This is a genomic window from Peribacillus sp. NPDC096448 (genome assembly GCF_044762675.1).
GTDB classification, from domain to species: domain Bacteria; phylum Bacillota; class Bacilli; order Bacillales; family DSM-1321; genus Peribacillus; species Peribacillus frigoritolerans_B.
Genome location: NZ_JBIWEU010000004.1, coordinates 100,538 through 115,875, shown reverse-complemented (window position 1 = coordinate 115,875; position 15,338 = coordinate 100,538). Strand labels below are relative to the sequence as shown.

Genomic DNA, 15,338 nt, shown 5'->3' with positions numbered 1-15,338 from the left:
CAGACTATAAAGAAAACTTCCAGCTAAGAATGCAATCCCCACCATTGATTACACCATGTTCAGCTGCATTTTATACTCATATGCATCAGACTAGGTAGCGATGGACAGGCTGGAACCAAAGAAAAACATTAAGGAGGTTTTACATTGCAAAAAATCATATTGTCGCTCGCCGCTGTTCTGTTGATGTCAGGTTGCACAATGGATAATAAAAATGAAGTGTCTGAAAATAATGCGGAAAACAATATAACGAAAGTCAATAATACGACCATTAAGGAAGCAGACAGAAATACAGGTCAGCAAACAGCGGAAAGACTCACCGGTTTGGCTAAATCCATTCCGGAGGTGAACGATGCCACCGCAGTCGTACTTGGCAAATACGCCATCGTCGGAATAGATATTGACCAAGATATTGAGCGTTCACAGGTTGGAACGATAAAGTACTCAGTCGGAGAAACTTTAAAACATGATCCTGACGGTGCAAATGCCATCATCGTCGCTGACCCGGATTTAAATGAGCGTATCAGGGAGGTAGCCAAAGATATTAAAGACGGCAAACCGGTAACCGGGATACTAAATGAACTCGCTGACATCACAAGTAGAGTCATTCCTGAGGTTCCTGGTGATATTTTAACCCCAACGCCATCTAAGAACATTGAAAAGGAAAAAAATAAACTTGATGATGATACGGAAAGAAAAGAACTCGATAAAGAGCAAAATGATCAATCCAATCACTTTAAAGAATGAATTTTCCCGACCCGAAATGAATCTTCGGGTCTTTTTCATACTCAACAATTAACGTTCAAATGTTAGTTTCACTTTATCCTCGTTTTACCATAAAAATATTGGTATACTTAAAAGCATATTCAAATTGAAGTGAGGTTCAACTAATATGAAGGTTAAATGTGTAATATGCGATCAAATTGAATCTATACCTGACGATAGCCCAGAAGCAAAAAAACTTCGAAACCGTCCTATACATACCTATATGTGCAATACATGCAACCAACGCATAGAAGAGCGTACGAACGAGCGGATTGCTACCGGTAACTTCCGCCTTTACCGGACGATCAAAAATGAAGATGAATGGTAGAACATTTCATAAAGTTACCCTGATTGGTCTGATCAATGGAATTCTGCTTGGATGGATAATGAAGTGGGTCGAAATGTTTTCCGGTAAACAAGTGTATAAGCTTGTATAAGCTTTTAATGAATGTGGACTTCCTTCCCCTAATTGGAGCAGTTTCCTGGAGTGAGGCATCATTGTTCTTTTTCCACCTTCTTGTCTCACTGGCCATTACGTAATGGTTACGCTTATTCTTCATCCTTTGAAATTTTTCAGGAAATGGAACAAATACGCACTTGCTTTTATCACGACCATTCCAGCCATCATGCTTTACTTCCTACTATCGGCGCTGTCGAATACAGGAGTTGTCCTTCCTTCTGATTTGGCAGCTTTCTTTTTATGGACAATCCTACATCTTTTATACGGATTTTCCCTCTCCAAAGCAATATAAAAAAAGAACCGTGCATATTATCGCACGGTTCTTTTTTTATCATTACTCGATATTTTTATACTTTTCTGGCTCTAACTGAATTTGGTCTAACATGATATCAATCAATTCAATCGGATAACGCTGCTTTTTCATTTCGTCTCCCAAAAGATACTCGACGAAATAAAAAGGTTCTGTTTTTGTAACCGAATCGATAATCACCTGATGATCATCTTTCAGCATCTTCATGAAAAACATTTCTGTATCACGTGCAGCTGTATCATCAGGCCTTGCATCACAGACAACTTTGATCGTCAACCAATTGTATAAAGCATCCTGTAATGATTTCATCATCTTAAGCCTGTTCTTCTTTTCTTGAATTATTAAGACGGATTCTATAAATCCCCAGAACAAGTGAAGCGATGACTAATGCCTCCCCCATAGGAAGAAACACAGCAAAGAAAGAAAGAAGGGTACATCCAAGTGCCATTACCACATAAATGACCACATTTTTTAGCAAAGGTAACTTTTTGGCAAAACCCAACTGATAGACAAGGATGCATAATCCAAAGACCGTCAAATATAAATACCACATTCCTGCTTCAGGATTTTCATCCACTCTGTACAATGCTGCAAAAAATGATAATCGCTCTTGGATATCCAATCTTTTCTCCTCCTCTTGCTATTTATTTTTCTTCAAGTGCAACTTTTTTTCTTTTAGCTGCTCTTTCACGCTCGTTTTTATCAAGTATTTTTTTACGAAGGCGGATAGAATCCGGAGTTACTTCACAGTACTCGTCATCGTTCAAATATTCCAGAGCTTCTTCAAGGGACATGATTCTCGGTTTTTTCATGGAAGAAGTTTGGTCTTTATTCGCTGAACGCATATTTGTCATTTGTTTCGCTTTCACGATATTAACAGTCAAATCGCTATCACGGTTATGTTCCCCAACGATCATGCCTTCATAAATATCCGTACCTGGCTCAACGAAAATAACACCGCGGTCTTCTACTTGCATAATACCATATTGTGTAGTTTTTCCTGATTCCATGGATACAAGTACACCTTGACGTCTTCCGCCGACTTGACCTTGAGCCATTGGCTGGTAGCTGTCAAATGAATGGTTCATGATACCATATCCGCGTGTAATCGTTAAGAACTCAGTTGAATATCCAATAAGTCCGCGAGCTGGAACAGTGAATAGTAAACGAACTTGACCGCTTCCGCTATTGATCATGTCCAACAATTCACCTTTACGGGCTCCCATTGATTCCATGATCGAACCAGTGTGCTCTTCAGGTACGTCGATTTGTACACGTTCAACCGGTTCACAACGGACACCATCAATCAAACGAACGATAACTTCCGGTTTGGAAACCTGCAGTTCATAACCTTCACGTCTCATGTTTTCGATCAGGATGGAAAGGTGAAGCTCTCCACGACCTGAAACAACCCAGACATCCGGAGAATCAGTATTTTCGACTCTTAAGCTGACATCCGTCTGTAATTGGTTTCTCAAACGCTCTTCAATTTTACGAGCTGTAACGAATTTCCCTTCACGGCCTGCAAATGGGCTGTTATTTACAAGGAAAGTCATTTGTAATGTTGGCTCGTCAATACGCAGGATAGGTAGTGCATCAGGGTGCTCGGTCGGACAAACCGTTTCCCCTACGTTTATATCCTCCATACCAGATACGGCAATTAAATCACCGGCAACGGCTTCTTGGATTTCAACTTTCTTCAAGCCGATATAACCAAAGATTTTCGTTACACGGAATTGTTTGACCGTCCCATCAAGTTTCATTAATGAAACTTGTTGACCTACATGCATTTTACCGCGGAATACACGGCCAACGCCAATACGTCCTACATAATCATTGTAGTCAAGTAAAGCCACTTGGAATTGAAGCGGTTCATCTGAGTTATCAATTGGTGCAGGGATCGTTTCGACGATTGTTTCGAAAAGTGGGGTCATGTCTTTTTCTTGTTTAGCAGGATCTGAATCCAAGCTTGCAGTACCAGCGATACCTGAAGTGAAGACAACTGGGAAGTCTAACTGTTCTTCTTCTGCTCCTAGTTCGATGAATAAGTCAATTACTTCATCTACCACTTCATTTGGACGTGCAGAATCTTTATCGATTTTATTCACGACAACGATTGGTGTGATCTTTTGTTCCAATGCTTTTTTCAACACGAAGCGAGTTTGCGGCATACAGCCTTCATATGCATCAACTACAAGAAGAACACCATCAACCATTTTCATGATCCGTTCCACTTCACCGCCAAAGTCGGCATGACCAGGTGTATCCAAAATATTGATTCTTGTGTCTTGGTATTGAACTGCTGTATTTTTCGCAAGAATCGTAATTCCGCGTTCTTTTTCAATCGCATTAGAATCCATCGCACGTTCTTCCACATGTTCATTTTCACGGAAAGTACCAGATTGCTTTAGCAACTGATCCACTAACGTCGTTTTACCATGGTCAACGTGAGCGATGATGGCTATATTACGAATATTTTCTCTTAATTTCAAAAAATTCACTCCTAAAAAAGTTTGTGTAAAACGTATCACTAGTATTAACTTACATATTATATCACAAACATACTAGAAACAAATACAGAAATTATGTACAATAGATTTATTAGGGGTGATATTAATGAACATTAAATGGAATTTCTTAATATTAGCGTTATTGGCAACAGCCAGCATTGGCTCCATTGGCATCTTCATTGCTGAAAAAAGCTTGATTGGAATATTAGCTGCAATCGTTATTCTTTGCGGAATCATGGGGTTCGGTTTCACTCAGAAGAAGAAATTACGTGAAGCCGGGAAGTTATAATATAAAAAACTCGCTGACAGACAGCGAGTTTTTTTTGTTAATTATTTCTAAATGAGAATTCCTTCCGTGCAAGACTTTTATCATGGCCGCATTTACTAACGGTTGGAGTTTCCTGACAAGTATTTGTCGAATACTTCTTTGTGTAGCCCTGGTTTAGATACAAAAAGTGAGTCGCCTTCTAAAAAATCCAATTTGTCACCTTTAATATTACTAATTTCCCCGCCCACTTCCTCAACCAGTAAAACTCCCCCGGCAAAGTCCCAAGGCATGAGTCTCATGGTTATGTATGCATCAATCCTTCCAGCGGCCACGAATGCCAGCTCCAATGCTGCCGAGCCATAAGATCGTGTTCCTCTTGCATCGCGAACTAACGGTGCCAAAAGACTCGGGTCTATCCTCCGGTTTTCCGTTACCCAGCTTGCATTGATGGAAATGATCGCTTTGCTTACTGATGCTTCTTCAAGAGAGGGAAGCCTTTGATCATTCAAAAATGCTCCTTGACCCTTAATCGCATGATATAATTCATCACTAAAGACATCATAAACCATGCCAATCTTTCCGATGCCATCCACATAAACCCCAAGAGAAATTGCAAAATTCCTCTGTTGATGAATGAAATTCAAAGTTCCATCAATAGGATCGATGATCCACACCGTACCTTTTAGGTCTTTAATATCATTGCCCATTCCCTCTTCACCAAAAATGCGGTGTTCTGGAAAAACTTCGCCGATTTTTTCGCAAAAAAACTTTTCTATCCCCTTATCCATATTAGTGACCAAATCATTCGGATTCGTTTTCATTTCAATATTCAACTTGGTTTTAAAGGACGCCCTTAGCCTAGTACCCGCTTCTTTCATCCATAACTTCGCATATGTATCCATTTCCTTGACCGATGCCATTATAATATCCCCGTCCTTTATGATCAGAAACTACATTAAAATGATCCTCTTTTAAAGATTAAAGCAAATATAGCTTGCCTTCAAGCTTTTAACATCTTAAATTTTCCATTTTTTTATCTTATGGGGAAAGAAGGTTCCTTGACTACCCATCCATTAATCCTTTACTCGACGCTTCCCTTCCTTATTAAAGGGACGCGAACCAAAATAAAATACCGCCTTATATATATTGGACATTTAATGAAAAACGGACACATTATTTTTAATAAAATAAAGTGCCCGTTCATCTATAATAAAATTCCTTGTATTGAAATTGATTCATTTCCTTAATTCATTCTCCTTCAAGATCTCTGCAGCCCATCATTTACAAGGCTTTCAGTTTCAACAATTCCAAGCGGATGCGTTCTAGCCTTTGCTTGCATTGTGACCTCTTTTGGTCATTCTCTTCACCGATTGCTTCAAAAAGGGTTGCTAATTCATAGTCCATTTCCATTCTTAACACTGCAGCTCTATGTTTTTCAACTTCTTTAGCTTTTAATGCTTGGTTCATGACTTGTTTCATAATTAACATTCTCCCTTCGTTAATTAACGTAATTTTCTGAATTTATTTTATCATATGACTTCCTACCTCAAATAGCAACTAATTTGTGCTATAACCTATAAGGAATTTTACATCGCCAACCCGAATCGTATTTTTTAAATTTTACTTTTACTTATGCTACAATATGTGCAGATATTACGGTAGGAGAGATGAAAATGAATATAGAAAGTTTTACAGCAAATGATTTTGATGTTTTTAAAATTGATGGATTGGAACCGCGCATGGATGCTTTAAAAGAACGGATCCAGCCCAAATTACAAGCCCTAGGAGAGCACTTTTCTCAAAAACTGTCAGTTATGACCGGCGATGAAATGCACCCTCACGTTGCAAAGCATGCTAGACGGACAGTGAATCCTCCCAATGATACATGGGTTGCTTTTGCTGCCAATAGCAGAGGTTATAAAATGATGCCGCATTTCCAAATCGGGTTATGGGAAACGCATATGTTCATCTGGTATGCCGTCATTTATGAAGCCCCTAATAAAATGGAAATCGGAAAGCATCTGGAGCAGCAGGCAGACCGCTTGGTGAATAGCATTCCCTCCCATTATGTTTGGTCAATGGACCATACAAAACCTGATGTCATCCCTCATGATGGTCTTGGAGTAGATGATTTGAATTCAATGTTCACCCGTTTGCAAACGGTAAAGAAAGCCGAAATCCTATGCGGTATAAAAATTTCACGTGATGACGCTATAAAGTTAAAAGATGATGATTTCATTCAAACCATTCAAGATGCGTTTGAACATCTTTTACCCTTATATCAATTAAATTAAACACATTTGATTCCTATTCGGATCCGACAAAAAAACTGGTTAAGGTTAAGATAAAAGGAGAGCCTTAAGGCTCTCCTCAAACTGTAGGCAAACTCAATCATTGAGTTTGCCTACAGTTTTTTAGGTTTTTAAAATTTGACCGTTGCCACCAGCACTCGCTTTCCGCGGGCGGTCCCGAACACCCGCCCCCATCGACTTTGTTTAAGTTAGAACTTGCCTACAAACTGAGGGCAGCCTGGGAGCTCTCCATTCCTATTTTTGCACTAAGCCTTTGCTTGCTTGTATCAAGTCTCTAATTTGGTCTTCCTTACCTGTCTCGAAGCATTCGATGATCTTGCTGCCGGCAATGACTCCATCGCAGTATTGTATTGCATCACGGACATGTTCTGTCGTCGATATGCCGAACCCAGCAAGAACGGGAACCGGACTTATCTCTTTTACCTTCTTTAAATAGCCTCCAAGTTCTTCCCCGAAGGCGTCACGGGCACCTGTGATGCCTTTGACTGTAACTGCGTAGATGAAACCCTCCGCCCCTGCGGTAATCTCGGTGATGCGCTCTTCCGGAGACGTGAGTGTCACAAGTCGGATAAGAACGATCCCTGCAGTTTTGATTGATGAAAAGATGGCTTCTTCTTCAATCGGTAAATCGGGGATGATGCACCCGGAAATCCCTGCTAGCAGACAGTCATTCGTAAACTCTTTAAGTCCATATGCCAGGATTGAATTCGTATATCCCATTAAAATAATTGGGATGTTCACATCATTTTTGATTTCCATTACTTTTTTAAGGACATCTTTTAAAGTTGTTCCATTTTCCAAAGAACGGATGCCAGCTTGTTGGATAACGGGGCCATCAGCGACAGGGTCAGAGAAAGGTATACCTAGTTCAACGGCAGTCGCCCCGCTGTTTTCAAGAAAAAGAAGCTGGCTCTTTAACCGTTCAAGACCTCCATCGCCTGCCATGATATATGGTATGAATGCTTTTTCCTGCTTTGTTTGACATTCTTCAAGTGCATTTGTTAATTTATTCATGTTCACTACCCCCCATCAATGATTGGACCGTTTCAACATCCTTATCACCACGGCCGGACAGGCAAATCACCAGTCCTGTTCCTTTCTCCATTTCCTTAGCAAGCTTTAAACCGTAGGAAATGGCATGTGAACTTTCTAAAGCAGGGATGATCCCTTCCTCCCTTGACAGCATCGCTAGGGCTTCCAAGGCTTCATCATCGGTTACGGAAGTATATTCCACCCGATTCGTATCTTTTAAATAACTATGTTCAGGCCCTACCCCTGGATAATCAAGCCCTGCTGAAATTGAATGTGCCTCCTGGATCTGACCGTCCTCGTTCTGCAAAACATACATGAATGCCCCGTGGAGCACCCCAGGTTTCCCCTTTGTCAAACTAGAAGCATGTAATGGTGTTTCAAGTCCATGCCCTGCTGCTTCCACTCCGTATAATTTTACCGTTTCATCCTCAATGAAGGGATAAAACATCCCCATTGCATTACTTCCTCCGCCTATGCATGCGACTACTGCGTCCGGCAGGGAATGAACCGCCTCAGAATATTGACGTTTTGTTTCATTCCCTATCACGCTTTGAAAATCACGGACAATTACTGGGAATGGATGCGGACCAAGAACTGATCCCATTATATAATGGGTGTCATCCACATTCGCCACCCAATATCGTAACGCTTCATTTACTGCATCCTTCAGTGTCCCGCTTCCTTGTGATACAGATATGACCTTGGCTCCCAAAAGCTCCATCCTGAATACATTCAATTTCTGTCTCCTGATATCTTCTTCTCCCATAAAGATGATGCATTCCAACTTCAGCAAAGCACACACAGTCGCCGTTGCAACCCCGTGCTGTCCTGCACCCGTTTCGGCAATCACTTTTTTCTTGCCCATTTTCTGAGTCAGCAAAGCCTGACCGATCGTATTATTTATTTTGTGGGCCCCGGTATGATTCAAGTCTTCGCGCTTCAGGTAAATATCTGCACCACCAGCCAGTCTCGTTAAGTTCTCCGCAAAATAAAGAGGTGTTTCCCGACCGATATATTGTTTCAGGTAATAACTTAGCTGCCTTTGGAATTCAGGATCATTTTTAGATTGTTCATATACTTCTTCAAGCTCAGTAATCGCCGCCATTAAAGTTTCCGGAACAAAGCGGCCTCCATATGCTCCAAAATGTCCAGTTTTATCAGGCTGTGTATAGGTGTTCATCTATTCATTCCTCTTTTCCGGCTGTTTTTTAGCCTCATTAATAAATGCTTTTATTTTTACAGCATCTTTTATTCCGTTTGTTTCAACACCACTGGCTACGTCAACTGCGAATGGTGAAACGGCATTAATCGCTTTTCCAACATTTTCCGGAGTCAGGCCACCTGCTAGAATTACCTTCCCCAGTGGCAGATCCGCTTTTCGAATCATATCCCAATCCAAAGTCAATCCGTTTCCAGATGCACTCTTAGGAAGATCGACCAATAGATAATCTGCTGGATATTCATGAAGGTTTTCAAGGTCTTTCTCTGAATTTACGGCAAAGGCTTTGATCACCGGTAGGGGCATTCTGCTAGCAAAGCTGGCGGGCTCGTTACCATGAAGCTGAATATAATCCAATCCCGCAATTTCAGCACTTTTTATCACTTCTTGCTCAGTTTGATTGGCAAACACTCCGACTTTTTTAATATGTCCAGCTAGATTCGCTCCGAATTCTCCTACTATCTCTGGCTCAACCTTCCTGCTACTCTCGGCAAAAATAAAACCAATGAAGTCCGCCCCGGAACTAACAGCAGTCTGAGCAGCTGCCAAAGTCTTTATCCCACAGATTTTCACTAACATATTAATCTCCTTATATACTCATTTGCAGTTCGGCCATCGTGTGCGAAAGATTTGATGCAGTCATCAGTGTCTCCCCAACCAAAATCGCTTTTGCACCAGCATCCTTTACACGCATCACGTCTTCTTTTGTTTTGATCCCACTTTCACTGATAATGATATGGCGTTTGGGATCAAGTAACTTCCCCAGTCGCTCCGTTACAGCCAAATCCACTTTGAAGGTCTTTAAATTCCGATTATTAATCCCTATGAGCTCTGCATTCAGCCCTAGAGCACATTCCAGTTCGTCTTCATCATGGACTTCCGTCAATACTTCAAGCCCTTTCTTTTTTGCATATTGATATAATTCATGAAGGCGTTCTTTAGAAAGTGCTGCCACAATCAAAAGAATGATAGTGGCACCAGCTTGATGGGCCCGATCGATTTGGATTTCATCGATGATGAAATCTTTGCACAACCTTGGAATCCGTATGGCTTCGCTTACGATTCTCAAATCTGCAATTGATCCTTTAAAGAAAACCTCATCGGTCAATACGGATATCGCTGCCGCTCCGCCCCTTTCATATGAAAGGGCCTGCTCGATCGGATTTACATTGATTTTAATGTCCCCTTTTGAAGGGGAAGCCCGTTTTATTTCCGCGATGACAGCCATCGATTTCGCCGTTTTCAAATTTTCCACCAAAGATGGTCTGACTATGTTGATCATTACCGAATGTTGTAAGCCCCTTTCTTTTAATTTTGCGACTTCCACCTTTTTCTGTTCGATGATTTTCGTTAAGATATTTTCCATTACATGACCACCTTATTTCTATTGCCATAAGCAATCAGATTTTCTAACTTTGCAAGAGCCGATCCGCTATCGAGGCTTTCTTTGGCCATGGAGATTCCTTTTTTGATCGTCGCTGCCGTACCATGTGCGTATAATCCCAAGCCAGCATTCAATAAAACGGTATCACGATAGGCCCCTTTTTCCCCTTTGAGAAGCCTAAGCATGATATCGGCATTTTGTTTGGCGTCACCGCCACGGATGGCATCATTTCCGTAAACCGGCAGATCGACTTCTTCAGGATGCAGCGTAAATGGTATAATATCTCCTTGCTCCAAAAGGACGAGTGAGTTTTCACCCTGCAGGCTCGCTTCATCCATAAAACCGGCACCATTTATCACGACAGCGCGTTTCCTGCCTAATTTATGTAGCACTTCCGCAAAAAGCTCGAGCATATCGCGTCGATTGATTCCCATTAATTGCGTGTCGAGTTGGACTGGATTTGTCAGAGGACCGATGAGATTAAATATCGTCGGAATTTTCAGTTCTTTTCTCACTTTCATTACCCTTGCAATATTAGGGTGGACCGATGGCGCAAATAAGAATGTGATTCCATTTTCCTCCAACAGCTCTTTTAACATGTCAGGCTCCAAGTACAAATTAACGCCTAATGCTTCCAATACATCCGCACTTCCCGTTTTGCTTGATATGCTACGGTTGCCATGTTTGGCAACCTTGACACCGGCCCCAGCAAGTACGAAGGCCGATGCTGTACTTATATTGAAGCTTTGTGACCCATCTCCTCCCGTTCCGCAATTATCCATTACATTAAGGGAGCTTGTTTGTACACTTCTTGCTTCTTTTCTCATGACTCTGACAAGGCTTGCTATTTCACCTGCGGTTTCCCCTTTGGCTTTTAAGGCAATCATGAATGCTGCCATCTCGCTTTCGGTGATATCTGTTGAAAATAACGATTGGGCTGCTCTGCTCATCTCTTCTTCCGTCAATGTTTGACGCTCTGCTAACTTCGCTAAATACTCCTTCACCGCTAACTCCCCCAGTCGTTTTTAGTTTTATAAAATGGATTGTTCCTTCTCTGATTGAAAGGTTCTCGCAATCTCATAAAATTGATGTAATAATTCCTTGCCGATTTTCGTCCCTATTGATTCAGGGTGGAACTGTAAACCGTAGAGAGGGAATTCCTGATGTTTAAGGGCCATGATTTCCCCATCATCCAGTGCCACTGCCGTCACAGTCAGTTCTTCTGGCAAACTCGCCCTTTCAACTACAAGGGAATGGTAACGCATTACCGGGAATTGTAAGTCCTGTTTGGCGAATACACCTGTTCCATCGTGTTCGATTGCCGATGTTTTCCCATGCATGATTTGTTTCGCTCCAACCACATTCGCACCAAAAACCGCCCCAATGGCCTGATGCCCCAAACAAATGCCTAATAGCGGAACCTTCTCGTAAAAATTGCGGATGATTTCCATACTGATGCCAGCATCTTCCGGCCTGCCGGGTCCCGGGGAAATGACGATTGCCATTGGATTCAGTTCCTCAATTTCCGCAATGGTGATTTCGTCATTCCTTTTTACTACGATTTCTTTTTCCACTTCGCCCAAATACTGGTAAAGGTTGTAAGTGAACGAGTCATAGTTATCAATTAATAAAATCATTTAGTGTGAACCTCCATTAAAGCGCGTGCTTTATTTTGTGTTTCTTCATATTCCGTTTTTGGATCTGAATCATATACAATTCCAGCTCCTGCCTGTACATAGGCCTTGCCATCTTTAATGATCATCGTCCGAATGGCTAATGCCATATCAAGATCCCCTCCAAAACCTATGTAGCCTATCGAGCCCGAATACATCCCCCGTTTACAATTTTCCAGTTCATTGATCAGCTCCATTGCCCTGATTTTAGGAGCACCTGAAACTGTTCCGGCAGGAAGGCAGACCGTCAGTGCATCTAAACTCGTGTACCCTTCCCTAAGCTTTCCGCTAACCTTCGAAGCAATATGCATGACATGCTGATATCTTTGTATTTCCATTTCCTCGGTAAGGTGGATTGAACCGATTTCGCAAACCCTGCCAAGATCATTTCTACCTAGATCAACAAGCATCTTATGCTCGGCAAGTTCCTTTTCATCCATCAGCAGGCTTTTTTCGAAGCCCTTATCTTCTTCATCCGTTTTCCCTCTCGGCCGTGTACCGGCAATGGGATTAACATGAACCACTCCTGATGAAACACTGATTAAACTTTCTGGAGAAGACCCAATGATTGTATAGTCACCAAATTCTATATAAAACATATAAGGAGAGGGGTTGGCTAATCGCAAACGACGGTAAGCATCGAAAGGCTCCCCATCGAAGTCCGCTTTAAACCTTTGTGATAAAACAACTTGGAACACTTCACCAGCTATGATCGCTGATTTAGCTTCAAGGACCATTTTCTCGAATTCATCCTGACTGAAATTCGAGTTGAATTCCAAATATTCCGACGATATCTCCTTTGACGGCTTGCTTGCCTGATTGATTTTTTCCTTCATTCCCAATAAACTTTTTTCACTATCTTCTTCCGCAGTCAAAAGATGGATCTTCTGCAAAACATGATCGAATATATACAGTTCTTTATAAAAAAGAAAGTGAGCATCAGGCATTTGTAAAGAATCAGGAGGAACCGGACCAATATTTTCATAAAGACGAATGATATCATAGCCCATATACCCGATTGCACCACCGTTAAATGGCGGAAGATGTATGGGAACCTCTTCTATTTCCACTAATAATTCTTTTTTTAGAAACTCAATGATATTGATGTTCTTTACGATTTGATCACCTGTTTCAGTGTCTTTCACATATACTTGGTCAGCAAGTGATGTCACCTCCAGATAAGGTTTTGAACCTAGATATGAGTAGCGGCCGTTGTCATGATGCGAATTCGAACTTTCCAATAAAAACTTCTGGTCACCATCCAATTTCTGAAATATGGCAATGGGTGTATGGATATCCCCTTCAATTGTGTCCATTTTGAAACGGAGTATTTTTTTTTCATCCAAATTATTCATATTAATTCCCTCCCGATTCTTATGCGCCCTTATAACCCCCCGAAGGGAAAAAACTTTTGGCCAAGTGACTGAGTTTTCATTCCTCTGGATATTTTCTTTAAAAAGTATATATATTGAAATTCCAATAAAAAAATCCCCCGCAAACACAAATATGTGCCTGCAGAGGACGGTATACCGCGGTGCCACCTCAAGTTGGAAAAATGCATCATTTTTCCCTCTCAAGCAAGAATGAAAAATTCTTGCGATTACCCTTTAACGGTGGCAGCCGAGTTTCCCTACTTATTTTCAAGAAACCACTCATGAGTCCATTCATCTTCTTATATCGTACCGGTTTCCACCTATTCCGGCTCTCTGTGACGCATCTAAAAAGATTACTACTCTCATTCATAGATTTAATTATCATTTCCATAAAAACGCAAAAAGGGCCCTCATCCAAAGGACGAGGAACCCGTGGTACCACCTTAATTAGCTAAATTAGCTCACTTTACGGCATTAACATGCCTATCTCCATTAACGATGAGATAATCGCCAAAGCCTACTCCGTACATCCGTTTCGGTTTGGGGCTCGGAAGTCCATTCGCTTAAATTCGTTCACCAGTTTTCAGCAACCACTGGCTCTCTGCAGAACATCATTAAGGTACTCTTCTTCGTCACTGCCTTTATCTTTTTCTTGATTATTATGTTAAAACAATCTTTTCAGTAAGTCAATGGAGTTTTCGAAAAATTATATTTTTAATTTTTCATTTTTATCCATTCCCCGTCATCGATTCCTTTTGCCTTCTTTATAACAAGATAGGCTGAATAGGTGCTGACTTGCTCGAACTCATCCGTATACTTTTTTTCATCTGCCTTACCGGGGACTATTTCCTTGAATCTTCGGTAAGCCTTCATGAATTCTTCCTTTTGTATTTTATTTTCATAAGCTTTTTCTACCGCTTCAAAGAATTTAATCACATCCACGATTTCGTCAGTAGACCAATCAAGATCCATTGGATATTGATAATCCATACCCTAAACACGCTCCTTCTAGATAGTTTTTCATGTTGTCCGGCAGACTATTTTCAGTCTGCCCATTTTGAACGAATTGCTTCCGCCTGGTCGATAATCCGACTGAATAGTTCGGCAGTCGATGGTACATCATGAATCAGCCCCATCACTTGTCCAGCCCAGGCAAAGCCTTCAGCTTCGACACCGTCATGGATATAACGCTGGTTCGCTTTGCCACTTATGTAATCCTGCAATTGTTCATATCCGCCGTTTTCTTTTTCTATTTCAAGGATCTTATCGGTCCAGCTGTTTGCAATTACCCTTGCTGGTGCACCAATGGACCGCTTGATGATAACGGTATCATTTTCCGTGCCGGAAACCAAGGCATTTTTATATAATTCATGTGCATGAACACACTCCTTGACTGCTATGAATCGTGTCCCCATCTCGATTCCTTCGGCACCAAGTGCCAATGCTGCCATCAAACCGCGCCCATCGCCAAAACCACCCGAGGCGATGACTGGAATTTTAACGGAGTCCACAACTTGAGGAATTAACACAGAAGTTCCAATATCATCACGCCCTAAATGTCCTCCGCCCTCCTGGCCAACTACCATCACTGCATCTGCACCAAGCTGTTCAGCCTTCATTGCCTGCCTTCTTGCAGCAACAAGCACCAGTTTCTTCACTTGAGTGCCTTTGACGTAATCAAGAAATGGGCCAGGGTTGCCGCCGGTTACCGAAACAGCTGCTATCCCCTCTTCCAACGCAGCTTCCAGCATGTGTTCATAAGGCCTTCCATGCTGACCGATCGCAAAGTTCACACCAAACGGTTTATCCGTCAATGATTTGGTTTTTCTAATTTCATCTACCAGTTGCTCCGGGTTATCCAAGGACATGGCCGTTACCTGCCCTAGCCCCCCTGCATTCGAAACTGCCGCAGCCAAGTCTGCATATGCCAAATGGGCCAATCCCCCCTGTACGATTGGGTATTGAATACCTAACAAATCGGTCACACGCGTTTTCCACTTCAAACTCCTCATCTCCCTTTTCATTTTCTGGTTAA

The 15,338-nt window shown here is 41.6% G+C and carries 18 protein-coding genes and 2 other annotated features; of the genes, 4 read left to right on the top strand and 14 right to left on the bottom strand.

Annotation, left to right across the window (positions count from 1 at the left end; all coding sequences use genetic code 11):
* The first annotated feature begins 144 nt into the window (after positions 1 to 144).
* Together ACIQ0C_RS09120 and ACIQ0C_RS09115 are read left to right on the top strand one after the other, a co-directional pair.
* Positions 145 to 744 carry a YhcN/YlaJ family sporulation lipoprotein gene (locus ACIQ0C_RS09120; RefSeq protein ID WP_403059169.1) on the top strand — a complete coding sequence of 200 codons (600 nt, stop codon included), beginning with the start codon at positions 145 to 147 and terminating at the stop codon, positions 742 to 744.
* A gap of 145 nt (positions 745 to 889) precedes the next feature.
* A complete protein-coding gene (locus tag ACIQ0C_RS09115) occupies positions 890 to 1,090 on the top strand; it encodes a YlaI family protein (RefSeq protein WP_072272690.1) in 201 nt (66 codons plus the stop codon).
* Between the two features lie 466 nt (positions 1,091 to 1,556).
* On the opposite strand, the gene ACIQ0C_RS09110 is transcribed toward ACIQ0C_RS09115, so the two are convergent.
* Genes ACIQ0C_RS09110 through typA form a run of 3 tightly spaced genes read right to left on the bottom strand, consistent with a single transcriptional unit; the run spans position 1,557 to position 4,024 of the window.
* Positions 1,557 to 1,841, bottom strand: a complete 285-nt coding sequence (locus tag ACIQ0C_RS09110; RefSeq protein WP_402839358.1) for a hypothetical protein — start codon at positions 1,839 to 1,841, stop codon at positions 1,557 to 1,559.
* 4 nt (positions 1,842 to 1,845) lie between these two features.
* A complete protein-coding gene (locus tag ACIQ0C_RS09105; RefSeq protein ID WP_402839282.1) occupies positions 1,846 to 2,154 on the bottom strand; it encodes a YlaH-like family protein in 309 nt (102 codons plus the stop codon).
* A 22-nt stretch (positions 2,155 to 2,176) separates the two neighbouring features.
* Positions 2,177 to 4,024: a translational GTPase TypA gene (typA, locus tag ACIQ0C_RS09100; protein WP_283917343.1), complete on the bottom strand. Its 1,848-nt coding sequence runs from the start codon at positions 4,022 to 4,024 to the stop codon at positions 2,177 to 2,179.
* 124 nt (positions 4,025 to 4,148) lie between these two features.
* On the opposite strand from typA, the gene ACIQ0C_RS09095 reads away from it, so the two are divergent.
* Entirely contained in the window at positions 4,149 to 4,331 is a 183-nt protein-coding gene (locus ACIQ0C_RS09095) for a YlaF family protein (protein WP_402839279.1), read from the top strand.
* Positions 4,332 to 4,426: 95 nt separating this feature from the next.
* Here the strand turns inward: ACIQ0C_RS09095 and ACIQ0C_RS09090 are convergent, their stop codons facing one another.
* Together ACIQ0C_RS09090 and ACIQ0C_RS09085 are read right to left on the bottom strand one after the other, a co-directional pair.
* Positions 4,427 to 5,230, bottom strand: a complete 804-nt coding sequence (locus ACIQ0C_RS09090; RefSeq protein ID WP_403059167.1) for an inositol monophosphatase family protein — start codon at positions 5,228 to 5,230, stop codon at positions 4,427 to 4,429.
* A 361-nt stretch (positions 5,231 to 5,591) separates the two neighbouring features.
* Positions 5,592 to 5,789 (bottom strand): hypothetical protein, encoded by a 198-nt coding sequence (locus ACIQ0C_RS09085; RefSeq protein WP_403059165.1) that lies wholly within the window; start codon positions 5,787 to 5,789, stop codon positions 5,592 to 5,594.
* Between the two features lie 194 nt (positions 5,790 to 5,983).
* Here ACIQ0C_RS09085 and ACIQ0C_RS09080 point away from each other — a divergent pair, with 194 nt between their 5' ends.
* Positions 5,984 to 6,604, top strand: a complete 621-nt coding sequence (locus ACIQ0C_RS09080) for a YktB family protein (protein ID WP_402839274.1) — start codon at positions 5,984 to 5,986, stop codon at positions 6,602 to 6,604.
* A gap of 252 nt (positions 6,605 to 6,856) precedes the next feature.
* Here ACIQ0C_RS09080 and trpA read toward each other — a convergent pair whose 3' ends face one another.
* From trpA to ACIQ0C_RS09035, 9 genes are all read right to left on the bottom strand, one after another.
* Positions 6,857 to 7,636 carry a tryptophan synthase subunit alpha gene (gene trpA / locus ACIQ0C_RS09075; protein ID WP_403059163.1) on the bottom strand — a complete coding sequence of 260 codons (780 nt, stop codon included), beginning with the start codon at positions 7,634 to 7,636 and terminating at the stop codon, positions 6,857 to 6,859.
* A complete protein-coding gene (trpB, locus tag ACIQ0C_RS09070) occupies positions 7,629 to 8,834 on the bottom strand; it encodes a tryptophan synthase subunit beta (RefSeq protein WP_134783319.1) in 1,206 nt (401 codons plus the stop codon). The genes trpA and trpB overlap by 8 nt, the downstream gene beginning before the upstream one ends.
* Entirely contained in the window at positions 8,835 to 9,452 is a 618-nt protein-coding gene (locus tag ACIQ0C_RS09065) for a phosphoribosylanthranilate isomerase (protein ID WP_402839268.1), read from the bottom strand.
* Positions 9,453 to 9,462: 10 nt separating this feature from the next.
* Entirely contained in the window at positions 9,463 to 10,239 is a 777-nt protein-coding gene (gene trpC / locus ACIQ0C_RS09060; protein ID WP_403059160.1) for an indole-3-glycerol phosphate synthase TrpC, read from the bottom strand.
* A complete protein-coding gene (gene trpD / locus ACIQ0C_RS09055; protein WP_403059158.1) occupies positions 10,239 to 11,261 on the bottom strand; it encodes an anthranilate phosphoribosyltransferase in 1,023 nt (340 codons plus the stop codon). Before trpD ends, trpC begins: the two co-directional genes overlap by 1 nt.
* Positions 11,262 to 11,288: 27 nt before the next feature.
* Positions 11,289 to 11,894 carry an anthranilate synthase component II gene (locus ACIQ0C_RS09050; RefSeq protein WP_402839262.1) on the bottom strand — a complete coding sequence of 202 codons (606 nt, stop codon included), beginning with the start codon at positions 11,892 to 11,894 and terminating at the stop codon, positions 11,289 to 11,291.
* Complete coding sequence (gene trpE / locus ACIQ0C_RS09045) at positions 11,891 to 13,285, bottom strand: anthranilate synthase component I (RefSeq protein ID WP_402839260.1); 1,395 nt, start codon at positions 13,283 to 13,285, stop codon at positions 11,891 to 11,893. The genes ACIQ0C_RS09050 and trpE overlap by 4 nt, the downstream gene beginning before the upstream one ends.
* Positions 13,286 to 13,444: 159 nt before the next feature.
* Positions 13,445 to 13,682 (bottom strand) — a binding site (T-box leader).
* A 35-nt stretch (positions 13,683 to 13,717) separates the two neighbouring features.
* Positions 13,718 to 13,948 (bottom strand) — a binding site (T-box leader).
* A gap of 69 nt (positions 13,949 to 14,017) precedes the next feature.
* Entirely contained in the window at positions 14,018 to 14,293 is a 276-nt protein-coding gene (locus ACIQ0C_RS09040) for a UPF0223 family protein (RefSeq protein WP_402839258.1), read from the bottom strand.
* A 53-nt stretch (positions 14,294 to 14,346) separates the two neighbouring features.
* Positions 14,347 to 15,315 (bottom strand): NAD(P)H-dependent flavin oxidoreductase, encoded by a 969-nt coding sequence (locus ACIQ0C_RS09035; RefSeq protein ID WP_403059156.1) that lies wholly within the window; start codon positions 15,313 to 15,315, stop codon positions 14,347 to 14,349.
* Positions 15,316 to 15,338: the final 23 nt, after the last annotated feature.